The sequence below is a fragment of the Ruegeria alba genome, from assembly GCF_022321465.1.
GTDB classification, from domain to species: Bacteria; Pseudomonadota; Alphaproteobacteria; order Rhodobacterales; family Rhodobacteraceae; genus Ruegeria_B; species Ruegeria_B alba.
On the sequence record NZ_JAKOEM010000001.1, the window covers coordinates 628,963 to 644,955 of the forward strand.

Sequence of the window (15,993 nt, forward strand, 5' to 3'; positions counted from 1 at the left end):
CTCAAAGTGCGGTCCAGCCGCCATCGACACTGATCGTGGTGCCGGTGATCTGGGCCGCCGCATCGGAACACAGGAACACAGCGGTGCCGCCCAATTGTTCGACAGTGGCAAATTCCTTGGAGGGCTGACGTTCCAGCATCACCTTCTTGATCACGTCCTCGCGGCTCATCCCGTATTTCTCCATCGTGTCGGGGATCTGCGCCTCGACCAGCGGGGTCAGCACATAGCCGGGGCAGATGGCGTTGCAGGTGATCGGTTCCTGCGCGGTTTCCAGCGCCACGGTCTTGGTCATGCCGACCACCCCATGCTTGGCAGCCACATAAGCCGCCTTGAAGGGCGAGGCGGTCAGACCATGAGCCGAGGCGATGTTGACGATCCGGCCCCAGCCCGCCGCCCGCATCATCGGCAGCGCGGCGGCCATGGTGTGAAAGGCCGAGTTCATGTTGATGGCGATGATCGCATCCCACTTCTCCTGCGGGAATTCGTCGATCGGCGCCACATGCTGGATACCGGCATTGTTGACCAGGATATCGCAACGCTCGGCCTGCGCGATCAGCGCCCGGCACTCCGCTCCCCTGGACATGTCAGCCTTGATATAGCGGGCGCTCACCCCGAACTCGTCGGCCAGCGCTGTCGCCAGTGCATGATCCTCGTCGCGGTCGGTGAAGGAGTTCAGAACCACATCGGCGCCCGCCCGGGCCAATTCGCGCGCGATGCCCAGTCCGATGCCCGAATTCGATCCGGTAACGATGGCGGTCTTGCCGTTTAGCGACATGTCTTTCCCTCTCTGCAACAGGTTCTGTCGCGCAACACCCTGCCATGCTGCACCTGCAAAGAAAACGGGTATTTCCGGGGGTCATTGGCAGAAAGGGAGCGCAGCCCCCCTGCACAAAATTCGCAGAATTTTGTCGCCTCCCCCGGAGTATTTCGGGCGGAATGAAGCGCGCATGGCTGTGCGGGTTTCTGCTGCTGCGCTATCCGCGCTGCCAAAAAAAAACGCCCGCACAAGGCGGGCGTTAAGTTATTGAGGCAGGTTTCATACAGGCAAGAAACCTATCGAGCAGTGACCCCTTTATAAGCAATTCCGCGCCCGCATCCAAGCTAAAAGTTTGAAAAGACGTGAAACCATCGTTAGAGTGAGGGTCAAGAAAATAAGGCCCGAGCAGGATTGTTGCGCAAGTGCGACTAGATTATTTCCGACAGTTCCGCCTGCTGACGGCGGGAATCGCCTTCCTATTGGGCACCAGTTTAGCCCATGCAGAATCACGTCACGCCATAGCTATGTATGGCGAGCCCGCCCTGCCACCGGATTTTGTGTCCCTGCCCTATGCCAACCCCGACGCGCCCAAGGGCGGTCGGATCGTGTTCGGCAATACCGGCGGCTTCGACAGCCTCAATCCATTTGCCCAAAAAGGCACCTATCCCTGGCAGATGCCGTTCTGGTCCTACGAGAGCCTGATGGGCCGATCCTGGGATGAGCCGTTCACGCTTTACGGCCTTTTGGCCGAATCGGTCGAGACGCCGCCGGACCGCTCCTGGGTCGAATTCACCCTGCGCGAGGAGGCCCGATTCTCGGATGGCAGCCCGGTCACGGTCGAGGATGTGATCTGGTCCTACCGGACTTTGGGCACCGAGGGGCATCTGCGCTATCGCGGTTTCTGGTCGCGCATCGCCAGTATCGAGGCGACGGGGCCACGCAGCGTGCGCATCACTTTCGCCGATGACGACCGCGAACTGGCCATGCTGGCGGGCCTGCGCCCGATCCTGCAAAAGGCGCAATGGGAGGGGCGCAGCCTGGCCGAAGGCAGCATTCACGACATCCCCATCGGCACCGGTCCCTATGTGGTCTCGGCCTATGAGCCGGGGCGCTACGTGAGCTTTGCCCGCAATCCCGACTATTGGGGCGCCCATCTGGGCTTTCGCCGCGGCACCATGAACTTCGACGAGATGCGGATCGACTTCTTCGGCGATGGTGCGGTGCTGATGGAGGCGTTCAAGGCCGGCGAGTTGAGCGCCATTCGCGAATTCAATGCCCAGAAATGGGACAGCGCCTATGATTTCCCGGCCGCCCAGCGGGGCGATGTGATCAAGACCGAGATCGCCCATGGCAAGCCTTCGGGGATGACCGGTTTCGTGATCAACACCCTGCGCGCACCCTTCGATGACTGGCGCCTGCGCGAGGCGCTGCTGTTGGCCTTCAATTTCGAATTCATCAACGACACGGTGACCGGCGGAGTGATGCCGCGCATCACCTCGTATTTCTCGGGCACCGATCTGGCCTATCGGCCTGGCCCCGCCAGCGGGCGCGAGGGCGAGTTGCTGGCCCCCTTTGCCGCCGACCTGCCGCCCGGAACGCTCGAAGGCTATGCCCTGCCCCGGGGCGATGGCACCGCGCGCAACCGCGCCAATCTGCGCCGTGCCGCGCAAATGCTGGAAAAGGCCGGGTTCCGTATCGAGCAGGGCCAGCTGCTGGATTCCGAAGGCACCCCGCTGGTGCTGCGGTTTCTGCTGCGCCAGGGCGACAGCGACATGCAGACGGTTCTCGAGATCTATACCCGCGCGCTGGAACGGCTGGGCATCGCGGCGCGGATCGAAAAGGTGGACAACGCCCAATATACCGCCCGCGTGGCCGATCTGGATTTCGACCTGACCCCGTTTCGCCGCGACCTGTCGCTATCGCCCGGTAACGAACAAAGGCTCTATTGGGGCTCGCAAAGCGCGGGCCAACCGGGCAGCCGCAACCTGATGGGCGCGGCTTCGCCCGCCATCGATGCCATGATCGACGCCATGCTGGCGGCCACCACACAGGAGGAAATGACCGAGGCAACCCGCGCGCTGGATCGGGTATTGACCGCCGGACGCTACGTGATCCCGATATGGCGCTTCGATGTGGGACGCATCGCCCATATCAGGCAGCTGCGCTTTCCGCCCAATCCACCGATCTATGGCGACGGGCCGCAATACATGCCGGATGTCTGGTGGTACCAGGACTGACCTTCGCAACACGCTAAAGCTGCGACGCCAGCAAATATTCGCCCAAATGTCGTGCGGCGTTTTGCCCGGTGCTTGCAAAGCTGTTACATTTCTAGGCTGAGGCAGGGGAGGAGCGTTTCCGTCAACCACCCACGAAGGAATGCTCAGCGATGTTGACCTGGACCGACCTGACACAGGATTGGGCAAGCTCCTTTGCACGTGCAAAGCGGCGGTTTCCCAATCTGGATGATGGTGACATGCCGTTCCTGAAGCTCGACCGCGGCCGATTCGAAGCCTATCTGGCCGCCCGCCACAACCTGACCCTGTCAGAAGCGCGCGAGGAGCTGGAGGATTTTCTCTATGTCGAAACGCTCAGCCGCGAACTTGATGACTAGGCATTGCCTCAGGTCAGCGATGTGACCCACAGGATGGTGGCGTCCTCGTCGCTGACCGACACGACGTTATGGCCCATCGAGGCATCGTAATAGGCGCTGTCGCCCCGGCGCATCTCGATCGGCTCATAGAATTCGGTGTAAAGCCGGATCACCCCGGTCAGCACATACAGGAATTCTTCGCCGTCATGGCGGACCCAGCCGTCGAACTCCTCCATCGTGCGGGCGCGGACGCGGGCGCGATAGGGCAGCATCTGTTTCTTGGTCAGGCTGTCGGCCAGCAGTTCGTGTTCATAGGTGGCGGTGGCGTGGCCCGAGCCGGAGCCGGATTTTGTCACCGTCATGCGCCCGTTCACCTGCCCTTTTTGCGGCGGGGTGAACAGCTGGGGCACCGAGATTTGCAGCCCCACCGCCAGCTTCTTCAGCGCCTCATAGGTGGGCGACATCTGGCCGTTCTCGATCTTGCTCAGCGTCGAGCGGGCAAGACCGGCCTGACTGGCCGCCTGTTCCAGCGTCCAGTCGCGCGCCTTGCGCAACTCGCGCACGCGCGCGCCCAGATCCAGCGGTTCGGCCTCGGCCTCGGCGCCGTTTTCGCGGGCGATACGGATCAGGGATGACGGGTCGCGCTTGGTCATGACCGGTCTATAGGCGCAGCCGCGCCCGCTTGCAACGGGCGCGGTGTCGGGCTAGCCAAGGGCCATGCTGTCGATCTTTGACCAAGGGCCGCCGCCGCCCTGCCCCGCCCCGTTCAACCTGGCCGCCCATGTAATGCGCCACGCCCGCCGCCAGCCCGACAAGGTGGCGCTGTCGGTGCTGCGTCCCCATGGCGCCGAAGAGTGGAGCTATGCCCGCCTGGAACAGGCCATTCTGGGCACCGCGACGGGGCTGTTGCAGGCGGGTCTGGCGCCCGGCGACATCGTGCTGATGCGGCTGGGAAACACGGTCGAGTTTCCCATCGCCTATCTGGGCGCCATCGCGGCGGGGATCGTGCCGGTGCCGACCTCGTCGCAACTGACCGAGCCCGAGACCGCGCGCATGATCGCCGACCTGGCGCCCGCCGCCATCCTGCGCGCGCCCGATGTGGCCTGTGCCCCGCATCCCAAACAGATCGGCATCGAGGCGCTGAATGCCATGCACGCCCTGCCGCCCGCCGACTATGCGCTGGGCGACCCCGAGCGGCTGGCCTATGCGGTCTATACCTCGGGCACCTCTGGCAAGCCGCGCGCCGTGGCCCATGCCCATCGTGCCATCTGGGCACGGCAGATGATGGTCGAGGGCTGGTATGGGCTGACGCCCGAAGACCGGCTGTGCCATGCGGGTGCCTTCAACTGGACCTATACGCTTGGCACCGGGCTGATGGACCCCTGGGCCATCGGCGCCACCGCGCTGATCCCCGAACCCGGCACCGATATCGCCGCCCTGCCCGGCCTGCTGGCCGCCCATGGCGCCACCCTCTTTGCCGCAGCACCCGGTGTGTTTCGCAAGATGCTGCACGGGGCGGGCGTGCCCGACCTGCCCGCTTTGCGCCATGGCCTGTGCGCGGGCGAAAAACTGCCGCGCGCCTTGCACGAAAGCTGGACCCGCGCCACCGGGACCGAGCTGTACGAGGCGTTCGGCATGTCCGAATGCTCCACCTTCATCTCCTCCAGCCCCGCCCATCCGGCGCGTGGTGACGCGCTGGGCCAGCCGCAGGTGGGCCGCCGTGTCGCCATCCTCGGCCCCGACGGGCCAGTGCCGCAGGGCCAGCCCGGCACAATCGCGGTGCATCGGGGCGACCCAGGCCTGATGCTGGGTTATCTGAACGCGCCCGACGAGGCCGCCGCCCGGATGCAGGGCGACTGGTTCCTGACCGGCGATCAGGGTGCCATGGCCATCGACGGTCAGATCACCTATCTGGGCCGCGACGACGACATGATGAATGCAGGCGGCTATCGCGTCTCGCCGGTCGAGGTCGAGGCCGCGCTGATCCGCTTTCCCGGCATCGAACAGGTCGGCGCCGCCGCCGTCGAGGTGAAACCCGACACCTATATCATCGCCGCCTTCTATACCGGCCCCGCCGAACTGGACGCGGCCGCGCTGAGCACCTATGTCGAGGCCAATCTGGCCCGCTACAAGCAGCCGCGCGCCTTTGTGCATCTTCCGGCGCTGCCCACGGGCGGCAATGGCAAACTCCTGCGCCGGGCACTCCCGGCCTATTTCAAGGCCCCGCAACCATGACCCAGACCGTCAAGCTCGACATCCTGTCCGATCCGATCTGCCCCTGGTGCTATATCGGCAAGACCCAGCTGGACAAGGCGCTGGCGGCGATCCCGGATCATCCCTTTGTCATCGAATGGCACCCGTTCCAGCTCAACCCCGACATGGCCCCCGAGGGCATGGACCGGCGCGAGTATCTGGAGCGCAAGTTCGACGGCAAGGAGGGCGCGGTGCGCGCCTATGCGCCGGTGGTGGAGCACGCCGAAAAGGCCGGGCTGGAGATTGACTTCGAGGCGATGCAGCGCACCCCGAACACGCTGGACGCCCATCGCCTGATTCACTGGGCCGGGGTCGAGGGCAAGCAGACAGAGGCCGTCGATGCTCTCTTTGCCGCCTATTTCACCGAAGGTCGCGATATCGGCGACGCCGAGGTGCTGGCCGATATCGCCGACAGTATTGGCATGGATGCTGCCGTGGTCCTGAAACTGCTGAAATCGGATGCCGACCGCGACGACATCGCCAAGCGCGACAGCCATTCGCGCGAGATGGGGGTCAGCTCGGTCCCGACCTTCATCGTCGCCAACCAGCACGCGGTTCCGGGCGCGCAGCCGCCGGAGTTGTGGGAACAGGTGATCCGCGAAATCATGTCTCAGATCGAGACCACCTCCGCATGAACGCACAGATATCTGTGCGGTTCTGAACTGGTCCCCTCTGTCCGCCCATGTTAGCGCCAAAGCAGAGGAGACCCCCAGATGGCAGACCGGATGTCCAAGGCCGAATTCATCGCGCTGATCGCGATGATGTTCGCAACCATCGCCTTTTCCATCGACTCGATGCTGCCAGCCCTGCCCGAGATCGGGCAGGAACTGAGCCCCGATGCGGTGAACCGGGCGCAGCTGATCCTGACCTCTTTTGTGTTGGGCATGGGCATAGGCACGTTCTTTACCGGTCCGCTGTCGGATGCCTTTGGCCGCAAGCCGGTGATCTATGGCGGTGCGGCGCTTTACATCCTGGCCAGCGCGGTAGCCTTGTTCAGTTCGTCGCTCGAACTTGTGCTGGCTGCCCGTGTCGCCCAGGGACTGGGTGCTGCCGGGCCGCGCGTGGTGGCAATGGCCGTGGTGCGCGACCTTTATGCCGGGCGCCAGATGGCACGGATCGTGTCGATTGCGATGCTGATCTTTACCCTGGTGCCGGCGGTGGCACCGCTGTTGGGCGCGGGCGTGATCGCGCTGGTCGGCTGGCGCGGCATATTCCTCTCGTTCATCCTGTTCTCTACCATTGTTGTGCTGTGGATGGGACTGCGCCTGCCGGAATCGCTGACGGTCGAGAACCGCCGCCCGTTTCGCGGCCCGCTATTGGCCGATGCGGTGCGCCAGATGTTCGCCCATCCCACGGTGCGCCTGTCGATCATGGTGCAGACGCTGTGCATGGGCACACTGTTTACCATGCTGACCATGGTGCAGCCGGTTTATGACGTGATCCACGACCGCGCCGAAAGCTTTCCGTTCTGGTTCGCGCTGGTGGCGCTGATGTCGGGCTCGGCCAGCCTTCTCAACGCGGCGCTGGTGGTGCGGCTGGGCATGCGCCGGATGGTGACCTGGTCACTGGGCGCGCAGATCGTATTCACCGCTTGCATGATCGCCAGCGGCTGGGTCGAGATGTCTCCTGACGCGCGGTTCGGCCTGTTCGTGGCCTGGCAGACGGCGGTGTTCTTCATGGCCGGCACCACGCTGGGCAATCTGAACGCCATCGCGATGGAGCCTATGGGTCATATTGCAGGCATGGCCGCCTCTGTCATCGGAGCGGTTGCCACGGTGCTGGCCGCCGCCATCGCCGCCCCTGTCGGCCTGCTGTTTGATGGCTCGATGGCGCCACTCACCACCGGGATCCTGCTGATGTGCGGGCTGGGCTTTGCCCTGATGCTGCATATGGGCCGGATCGAAGAGCGCGTGATCGCCTGATCCGGCCTTGCACGTATCGCGCAAGATCGTGTTGCCTCCAGAGGGCCGAAGCGTCCTGAATGGCAGGCCCTTCAGCGCCCCGTCATCGGAGCGACAGGGCAATTGTGGTTAATACACGATACAAAATGCGGTATGCTCCGACGATATTCAAAGGGAGTTGGCAATGACTGATTATGGCTATGACCTGGGCAACCATACCTGCCCGATCACCACGACATCCCCCGAAGCGCAATTGTGGTTCGACCGCGGTCTCATCTGGACATACGGCTACAATCACGAAGAAGCCGCCGTCTGTTTTCGCCGCGCACTGGAACATGACCCCGATTGCGCCATGGCGCATTGGGGCATCGCCTATTCCACCGGCCCCAATTACAACATGCCCTGGGACCTGTTCGACGTCGACGGACGCGTCAATGCCCTGCAAACCGCCCATGACGCGACGCAGGCCGCAATGGCGCGGCTCGAGAGCTGCACGCCTGTCGAACAGGCGCTGATCCGTGCCCTGCCCGCGCGCTACCCGCAGCGGGACCTGGACGATGACATGCATCGCTGGGACTACGATTTCGCCGATGCGATGCGCACGGCCTTTGCCACCGAGCCAGCGCATCTCGACCTGCGCACGGTCTATGCGGAAAGCCTGCTTAACCTGACCCCGTGGAAGATGTGGGACCTGAAGACGGGCCGCCCCGCCGAGGGCGCCGCGACGCTCGAGGCGCAGGAGGTGCTGGAGACGGCGTTGCGCGACGACCCGGCCGCCATGTCGCATCCGGGGCTTTTGCACCTTTATGTGCACCTGATGGAAATGTCGCCCTTTCCTGAAAAGGCGCTCAAGGCCGGTGATGCCCTGCGCACCCTGGTCCCGGATGCCGGTCACCTGGTCCATATGCCGACCCATATCGACGTCCTGTGCGGACATTATCATGATGTCGTCCATTGGAACCAGAAGGCCGCCGAGGCAGATCTGAAGTACTTCGAACGCGAAGGCGCATTCAACATCTATACCGGGTACCGTATCCACGATTACCATTTCGTAATCTACGGGGCGCTGTTCCTGGGCCAGATGCAACCTGCGCTGGAGGCGAACCAGGGTCTGTGGGATACCACGCCCGAGGACATGCTTCGCGTCGAAAGCCCGCCCATGGCGGATTATTTCGAAAGCTACATGACGATGGGGCCACATATCCTGATCCGCTTCGGCCGCTGGGACGAGGCCATCGCGCTGGAGCCGCCCGCCGATCCCGACCTGTACCGCTGCCTGACCGCGACCGTGCATTACGCCCGTGCCGTGGCCTTTGCCGCCACCGGGCGCGTGCCCGAGGCAGAAGCCGAGGAACAGGTGTTCCTGAGCGCCGCCGCACGGGTGCCCGAAAGCCGGCTGCTGCACAATAACCGCGTCGTTGATCTTCTTGAGATCGCAAAGGAAATGCTACGTGGCGAGATCGAATACCGGAAGGGTAACTATGATCTGGCCTATGCCCATCTGCGTCGCTCGGTCGAATTGGACGACAATCTGCCTTATGACGAGCCCTGGGGCTGGATGCAGCCCACGCGCCACGCCCTGGGCGCGCTGCTGTTCGAGCAAGGCCATAGCGACGAGGCCGAGGCAGTCTATCGCGCTGATCTGGGCCTGGGCGGCCAGTTGAGCCGCGCCGCCGTACATCCAGACAATGTGTGGAGCCTCAAGGGCTTGCACGACTGTCTGAAAGCCCGTGGCGAAACGGTCGAGATCGTGCAGATCCGCCAGCGTCTGGATCTGGCGCTGGCACGCGCCGACCGGGCGGTCGGCGCGTCGTGCTTCTGCGCCCAGGCGGCGATGCGGGCGGCCGAGTGACGATGAGAGCACTGATCCTGCCGCTGGTCCTGTTTCTCGCCCAACCCGCACTGGCCCAGCGGCAGAGCTTTGTCCCCCGTGACGAGGCCTTGGCAAATACCGATGTTCTTGCCCTGCGTGACAGGCTTCGCGCGGCAGTCGCCGCACGCGATCTGGACGGGCTGGCCGCCGCCGCCTGCCCCGATCTCAGCCTCAGCGACGACGGCCCGGGCGGCCCTGACGAATTGCGCCAGATGCTGACCCCATCGGGCACCAATCCCCAAAGCGCGGTCGACAACCGCTGGCAGGTGCTGGCCGAAACACTGGCCTCGCCGGGATATTTCGATGCCGAGGGCGAGTTCTGGATGCCCTATCACTGGCGCATCCAGTTGCCCGCCAGGATCGATCCGACACAGGCGTTTTTCGTCAATGGCGAGAACGTGAACCTGCGCCAAGCCCCGGACCGGAGCGGGGATATCCTGACGCGGGTCAGTTTCGAGGTGGTACTTGCCGCCGGGTTCGACCCCGAGGCCGAGTATCGCGCGGTGATCCTGTCAGACAGCACACGCGGCTATCTGCATCGCGATTACCTGACACCGATGTCGGGAGCCCGCGCGGCTCTGGTCCGGTCACCAGAGGGCATCTGGCAACTTTGCACATTCACCACCGGGCGTTGATCGCGGGGGGCAAAATCTTCGACGAAGATTTTGTAAGCAGATTTTCAACTGAAAATCTGCGCACTACGCCTTGCTCTTCTTCTCCGCCGCGACCTTTTCGGCCAGATCCCGGGCCACGGCAAAAGCACCCTTGATCTTGTCTGCATCCGATCGCCAGTCCCGCCGCACCACGATCTTGTTGTCCTTGATCTTGGCCAGACCCTTTTGCGCCTGAATGAACTCGACCAGCCCCGCTGGCGAGGCGAACTTGTCGTTGTGGAACTGGATGGTCGCGCCTTTTGGCCCGCCATCCAGTTTTGCGATGCCAGCGCGTTTGCACATGGCCTTGATCCGCACCACCAGAAGCAGCGTGTTCACCTCTTTGGGCAGCTTGCCGAAGCGGTCGATCAGTTCGGCCGCGAACCCTTCCAGTTCAACCTTGGTGGTGAGCGACGAGAGCCGCCGATAAAGGCCCAGCCGCACGTCCAGATCGGGCACATAGTCTTCGGGGATCAGCACCGGTACGCCCAGGTTGATCTGGGGCGCCCATTGGTCGTCGGCCTCGCTCAGCCCCTCCATCTGGCCGCTGCGGATCTTGGCGATCGCCTCTTCCAGCATCGACTGGTAAAGCTCATAGCCCACATCGGGCATCTGGCCCGACTGTTCCTCGCCCAACAGGTTGCCCGCGCCGCGAATATCCAGATCCTGGCTCGCCAGCGAGAACCCCGCCCCCAGCGTATCCAGCGAGGCCAGCACCCGCAGCCGCTTTTCTGCGGCAGGGGTCAGGCGCACCCTCGGTTTGGTGGTCAGATAGGCATAGGCGCGCGCCTTGGATCGTCCCACGCGGCCCCGGATCTGGTAAAGCTGCGCCAGTCCGAACATATCGGCCCGATGCACCACCATCGTGTTGGCAGTGGGGATGTCCAGCCCGCTTTCGACGATGGTCGTCGCCAGCAGCACATCGTATTTGCCGTCGTAGAACGCGTTCATCCGGTCGTCGAGCTCACCCGCCGCCATCTGGCCATGCGCCACCACATAGCTCAGTTCGGGCAGCTGTTCCTTCAGGAAGGTCTCGATATCCGGCAGATCGGTGATGCGCGGCACCACGTAAAAGCTCTGCCCGCCCCTGTAATGCTCGCGCAACAGCGCCTCGCGGATGGTGACCGCGTCGAATTCGCTGACATAGGTGCGGATCGCCAGCCGGTCGATCGGCGGCGTGCCGATGATCGACAGATCCCGCACGCCGGTCAGGCTCAATTGCAGGGTGCGCGGGATGGGCGTTGCCGTCAGCGTCAGCACATGCACGTCCGAGCGCAGCTGTTTCAGCCGCTCCTTGTGACCGACGCCGAAATGCTGTTCCTCGTCGATGATGAGCAGGCCGAGATTCTGGAACCGGATGCCCTTGGCCAACAGCGCATGGGTGCCGATCACGATATCCACCGTGCCGCGCGCCAACCCCTCGCGGGTCTGCTGCGCCTCCTTGGCCGAGACAAAGCGACTGAGTTGCCGCACCTCCAGCGGAAAGCCCCGGAACCGGTCGCGGAAGCTGGCCGCGTGCTGGCGCGCGAGCAGCGTGGTGGGTGCAATCACCGCCACTTGCAGCCCGGACATGGCCGCGACAAAGGCCGCGCGCATCGCCACCTCGGTCTTGCCAAAGCCGACATCACCGCAGATCAGACGGTCCATCGGCATGCCCGAATGCAGATCGTCCATCACGTCACCAATGGCACGCAACTGGTCGTCGGTCTCCTGATAGGGAAAGCGGGCGCTGAAATCCTCCCAGGCATGCGGCGGCGGGTCCATCACCGGCGCCTTGCGCAAGGCGCGTTCGGCGGCCACCCGGATCAGCCGGTCGGCCATCTCGCGAATGCGTTCCTTCAGCTTGGCCTTCTTGGCCTGCCAGGCGCCGCCACCAAGACGGTCGAGCAACCCTTCTTCATGGCCGTATTTCGACAAGAGCTCGATATTTTCAACCGGCAGGTACAGCCGCGCCTCCTCGGCATAGTCGAGCGCGATGCACTCATGCGCGGCACCGGCGGCGGTGATCACCTCAAGCCCGCGATAGCGCCCGATGCCGTGATCCACATGCACCACCAGATCGCCGGGGGTCAGCGATTGGGTTTCGGTCAAGAAATTCTCGGCCTTGCGGCGCTTCTTGGGCTGGCGGATCAACCGGTCGCCCAGCACATCCTGTTCCGAGATCACGGTCAGGCCGGGCGCCTCGAACCCGTGTTCCAGCGCCCAGACGGCCAGGTGCAGGCCGCGCTTGCCGATGCGGGTGCCGTTTGCCACCGGGATCGCCTCGGCCAGGCCCTCATCCTCGATCAGGCCGGTGAGGCGCTCGCGCGCGCCTTCGGAGTAGGAGGCGATCAGCACCGGACCATCCGCCAGACGGGCCTTAAGGTGATCGGCCAAGGCCCCGAACAGGCTGACGTTTTCCAGTGCGCGCTCGGGCGAGAAATTGCGCCCGATCCGGCCGCCCGCGTCGATCACACCGGGGCCGCTGGCCTGCGGCAACGGGTTGAACTGCATCACCCGCCGATCCGCCAGGAGCGCCGACCAATCGCCATCGTCAAGATACAGCAGCCCCGGCGGCAGGGGTTTATAGACACTGTCCATCCGGGACCGGTCCGACATGGCCAGGCGGCGGGTCTCGTACTGGTCCTGGATACTCTCCCAACGCGCCAGACGGGTGGGCGTCACCTGATCGTCCAGCGTCACCGTGGCACCGGGCAGATAGTCGAACAGGGTTTCAAGCTGCTCATGAAAGAAGGGCAGCCAGTGTTCGACGCCCTGATGCTTGCGCCCGGCGCTCACCGCCTCGTAGAGCGGATCGTCGCTGCCGGCGGCGCCGAACTCGATGCGATAGTTCTGGCGGAACCGGGTGATCGCCGCCTCGTCCAGAATGACCTCGCTGACCGGGGCCAGTTCGATCAGGTCCAGCTTCTCGGTGGTGCGCTGGGTGGCGGGGTCGAAGCGGCGGGCGCCATCCAGCACGTCGCCAAAGAAGTCGAGCCGCACCGGCCCGCTGTCACCGGGCGGATAGATGTCGATGATACCGCCCCGGATCGCGTAATCGCCGGGTTCCATAACCGTGGGGCTCTGGCTGAACCCCATGCGGACAAGGAACTGTCTCAGCGCCTGTTCATCCACCCGCCGCCCGACCTGGGCGCTGAACGCCGCCTCGCGCAGCAGGTCGCGCGCGGGCACCCGCTGGGTCGCGGCGTTGAGCGTGGTCAGTAACACGAAACGGTCCGGCATCTGGTGCACCAGCGCCGCCAGCGTCGCCATCCGCGCGGCCGAAACATCGGCATTGGGCGAGACCCGGTCGTAAGGCAGGCAATCCCAGCTTGGGAACACGAAAACCGGTAGATCGGGCGCGAAAAAGGCCAGCGCCGCCCGCATCGCCTCCAGCCGCTTGTCGTCGCGGGCCACATGCAGCACCGGGCCGCCCGCGCGGGCGACCTCGTTCAGGATAAGCCGGGCGTCAAAGCCCTCGGGCGCGCCGCCCACCAGCACATGGTTCGGTGCCTTCATCGTGACGTGTCCCTGTCCGTTTCCGTCTGTCTAGCCCAGAACCCCGATCGACAGGTTCTGATACATCCCCCAGAGCGAGGTGAAGAAGATCGATACCATGCCGATGACCTGGGTATAGATCCGGCAGCGACCGATGGCGCGCGCCAGATCCTCACCCGTCAGCGCCAGCCCCCGCACCCGTCGCGCCGTCGACAGGTTCAACAGCGCCACCAGCGACATGGGAAAGGCCAGTAGGAACACTGCCTGCGCGAATTCCATTCCATAGAAGAACCCAAGCATCGCCAGCGCCGACAGCGTGAAACAGCAAAAGGCAAAGATCCACAATCCGGCGGTGTCGACGATATAGAGCATGCGATTCACGTTGACCCGTGCGATATCGTCCAGATCCTGCGCCGCCTGCCCGCCGACCCGACGGGCGCGGGTCACCATGTCATATGGCACGCCCAGAACCCAGTGGCTGGCCGAGGACCAGACCACCGCCAGCGCGATCCAGAACCACAGGTTCGAAAAGCTGCGCATGTCGATAAGTTCGAAGATCGAGGAATACCAATCCAAACGCTCTGCCCTTCCCTCTGGCCGTCATCGCGGCCTTCTATCCCGCCTGCGCGGCCATTGGTACCCTTGTGACCGGATCAATTCCATGCCACCCAATGCACAAATGTGCAAGGAGAGCCATGCATGACCCCGACCGTCGCCACCTTTCCCGCCGCCCGTTTCCGGCGTGCCCGCAAATCGCCCGCGCTGCGTGCGCTGGTGCGCGAGAATACCCTTGGTGTCGACGATCTGATCTGGCCGGTCTTCGTGCGCGAGGGCGAAGGGATCGAGGAACCGGTGCCCTCGATGCCCGGGGTGATGCGCCGTTCGGTCGACAAGATCGCCGAGGCCGCGGCCGAGGCGCAGGCGCTGGGCATTCCGGCCATCTGCCTGTTCCCCTATACCGATGCCGCGCTGAAGACCGAGGATTGCGCCGAGGCCTGGAGCCCCGACAACCTGTCGAACCGCGCCATCCGCGCGATCAAGGCCGCCGCCCCCGACATTGCTGTGATGACCGATGTGGCGCTCGACCCCTACAACATCAATGGCCATGACGGCTATGTGGTCGAGGGTGAGATTCTCAATGACGAAACCGTCGAGGCACTGGTCAGGATGACGCTTGCCCAGGCCGAGGCGGGCGCCGATATCATCGGCCCCTCGGACATGATGGACGGGCGCATCGGCGCCATGCGGCAGGCGCTCGAGTCGGCCGGGCATCGCAATGTGCTGATCCTGAGCTATGCCGCCAAATATGCCAGCGCCTTTTACGGGCCGTTCCGCGACGCGGTCGGCGCCTCGGGCGCGCTGACCGGCGACAAGAAGACCTATCAGATGGATCCGGGTAACACGGACGAGGCGCTGCGCCTGATCCAGCGCGACCTGACCGAGGGCGCGGATATGGTGATGATCAAGCCGGGGCTGGCTTATCTGGACATCTGCCACCGGGTGAAACAGAGCTTTGGCGCGCCCACCTATGCCTATCAGGTCTCGGGCGAATACGCGATGATCCGGGCGGCGGCGCAGAACGGCTGGATCGACGGCGAAAAGGTGATGCTGGAAAGCCTGTTGGCGTTCAAGCGCGCCGGTTGCGACGGCATCCTGACCTATTTCGCCCCCGAAGTGGCCCGCATCCTGCAAGGCTGACCGCGCGGGCAACCGGCCCGACGGGCGATATCCCGCGCAAACAGGGCAGTTGTTTGGTGACAGCCGGGTCGGTTCGGCGTAATGTCGCGACCAAGACCGGGAAAATCCGGCTTGTCAGGCAACAATACAGAGATCGAGAGATATGAGCAGTATCCACCCTCCCCGACTGACCCGTCGTGGCTTTGCCCTTGGCATGGCCGGTTTGTCCGTGACCGCCGCCTGCGGCAATGGCGTCGGCAATTCCAATGCCTCGCAGATCGACGCGCGCGTCAACGCCACCCTGACCGAGATGTATGCCCAGTTTCCCAACACGGTCGAGATCTCGCAAAAGTCGGCAGGCATGCTGGTGATGCCGCTGCTGACCGAGGCCGGTTTCGTCTTTGGCGGCGGCTATGGACGTGGCGCCCTGCGCATCGACGGTGTGACGGTGGATTACTACTCGGCAGTCAAGGGCAGCGCCGGCTTGCAGGTGGGCGCACAGCAATATGCCCATGTCCTGTTCTTCATGACACAGGCCGCGCTCAGCGAGTTCCGGCGGTCGAGTGGCTGGGCGGCAGGGGCCGATCTGGAATATGTGGTCAGCGACCAGGGCGACTCTCTGGCCGCCGATACCAATACGCTGCGCTCGCCGATTCTGGCGGCAGTGTTCGGCCGGGCCGGCCTGCGCGTGGGCGCGACCTTGGAAGGCACCAAATATACCCGCATCATTCCCTGATCGGCGCACTCACACCGGCGCGACGTGGTCACGACCGGGCTCTGATCCATCGCAGGGGCGGCCACCGAGCCGCCCT

At 64.2% G+C, this 15,993-nt stretch carries 13 protein-coding genes; 9 read left to right on the plus strand and 4 right to left on the minus strand.

All coding sequences use genetic code 11. The features are described from left to right. Window position 1: 1 nt before the first annotated feature. A complete protein-coding gene (locus MB818_RS03030) occupies window positions 2–775 on the minus strand; it encodes a 3-hydroxybutyrate dehydrogenase (RefSeq protein ID WP_234215605.1) in 774 nt (257 codons plus the stop codon). Window positions 776–1,179: 404 nt separating this feature from the next. Between MB818_RS03030 and MB818_RS03035 the strand changes: the two genes are divergently transcribed. Beyond that, on the plus strand, window positions 1,180–2,994 hold the full coding sequence (locus tag MB818_RS03035; RefSeq protein ID WP_439653268.1) for an extracellular solute-binding protein: 1,815 nt from the start codon (window positions 1,180–1,182) through the stop codon (window positions 2,992–2,994). Window positions 2,995–3,143: 149 nt separating this feature from the next. Continuing rightward, window positions 3,144–3,368, plus strand: coding sequence for a hypothetical protein (locus MB818_RS03040; protein WP_234136857.1), 225 nt, complete (start codon window positions 3,144–3,146; stop codon window positions 3,366–3,368). A gap of 8 nt (window positions 3,369–3,376) precedes the next feature. On the opposite strand, the gene MB818_RS03045 is transcribed toward MB818_RS03040, so the two are convergent. Next, on the minus strand, window positions 3,377–4,000 hold the full coding sequence (locus tag MB818_RS03045; protein WP_234136858.1) for a helix-turn-helix domain-containing protein: 624 nt from the start codon (window positions 3,998–4,000) through the stop codon (window positions 3,377–3,379). 64 nt (window positions 4,001–4,064) lie between these two features. Between MB818_RS03045 and MB818_RS03050 the strand changes: the two genes are divergently transcribed. The 5 genes from MB818_RS03050 to MB818_RS03070 all read left to right on the plus strand — a co-directional run bounded on the left by MB818_RS03050 (window position 4,065) and on the right by MB818_RS03070 (window position 10,009). Next, window positions 4,065–5,582 carry a class I adenylate-forming enzyme family protein gene (locus MB818_RS03050; RefSeq protein WP_238903883.1) on the plus strand — a complete coding sequence of 506 codons (1,518 nt, stop codon included), beginning with the start codon at window positions 4,065–4,067 and terminating at the stop codon, window positions 5,580–5,582. Beyond that, a complete protein-coding gene (locus MB818_RS03055) occupies window positions 5,579–6,235 on the plus strand; it encodes a DsbA family oxidoreductase (RefSeq protein WP_238903885.1) in 657 nt (218 codons plus the stop codon). The genes MB818_RS03050 and MB818_RS03055 overlap by 4 nt, the downstream gene beginning before the upstream one ends. Window positions 6,236–6,313: 78 nt before the next feature. Next, window positions 6,314–7,522 (plus strand): multidrug effflux MFS transporter, encoded by a 1,209-nt coding sequence (locus MB818_RS03060; RefSeq protein ID WP_238903887.1) that lies wholly within the window; start codon window positions 6,314–6,316, stop codon window positions 7,520–7,522. 163 nt (window positions 7,523–7,685) lie between these two features. Then, the gene (locus MB818_RS03065; RefSeq protein ID WP_238903889.1) at window positions 7,686–9,353 is read left to right on the plus strand and encodes a hypothetical protein; all 1,668 of its coding nucleotides are present in this window, start codon (window positions 7,686–7,688) and stop codon (window positions 9,351–9,353) included. Window positions 9,354–9,355: 2 nt separating this feature from the next. Then, complete coding sequence (locus tag MB818_RS03070) at window positions 9,356–10,009, plus strand: SH3 domain-containing protein (protein WP_238903890.1); 654 nt, start codon at window positions 9,356–9,358, stop codon at window positions 10,007–10,009. Between the two features lie 63 nt (window positions 10,010–10,072). Here MB818_RS03070 and mfd read toward each other — a convergent pair whose 3' ends face one another. Next, window positions 10,073–13,525, minus strand: coding sequence for a transcription-repair coupling factor (gene mfd / locus MB818_RS03075; RefSeq protein ID WP_238903892.1), 3,453 nt, complete (start codon window positions 13,523–13,525; stop codon window positions 10,073–10,075). A gap of 30 nt (window positions 13,526–13,555) precedes the next feature. After that, entirely contained in the window at window positions 13,556–14,080 is a 525-nt protein-coding gene (locus MB818_RS03080) for a component of SufBCD complex (protein WP_234136864.1), read from the minus strand. 123 nt (window positions 14,081–14,203) lie between these two features. On the opposite strand from MB818_RS03080, the gene hemB reads away from it, so the two are divergent. Further along, window positions 14,204–15,202 carry a porphobilinogen synthase gene (hemB, locus tag MB818_RS03085; protein ID WP_238903893.1) on the plus strand — a complete coding sequence of 333 codons (999 nt, stop codon included), beginning with the start codon at window positions 14,204–14,206 and terminating at the stop codon, window positions 15,200–15,202. A gap of 142 nt (window positions 15,203–15,344) precedes the next feature. Then, window positions 15,345–15,917: a lipid-binding SYLF domain-containing protein gene (locus MB818_RS03090; protein ID WP_234136866.1), complete on the plus strand. Its 573-nt coding sequence runs from the start codon at window positions 15,345–15,347 to the stop codon at window positions 15,915–15,917. Window positions 15,918–15,993 lie beyond the last annotated feature (76 nt).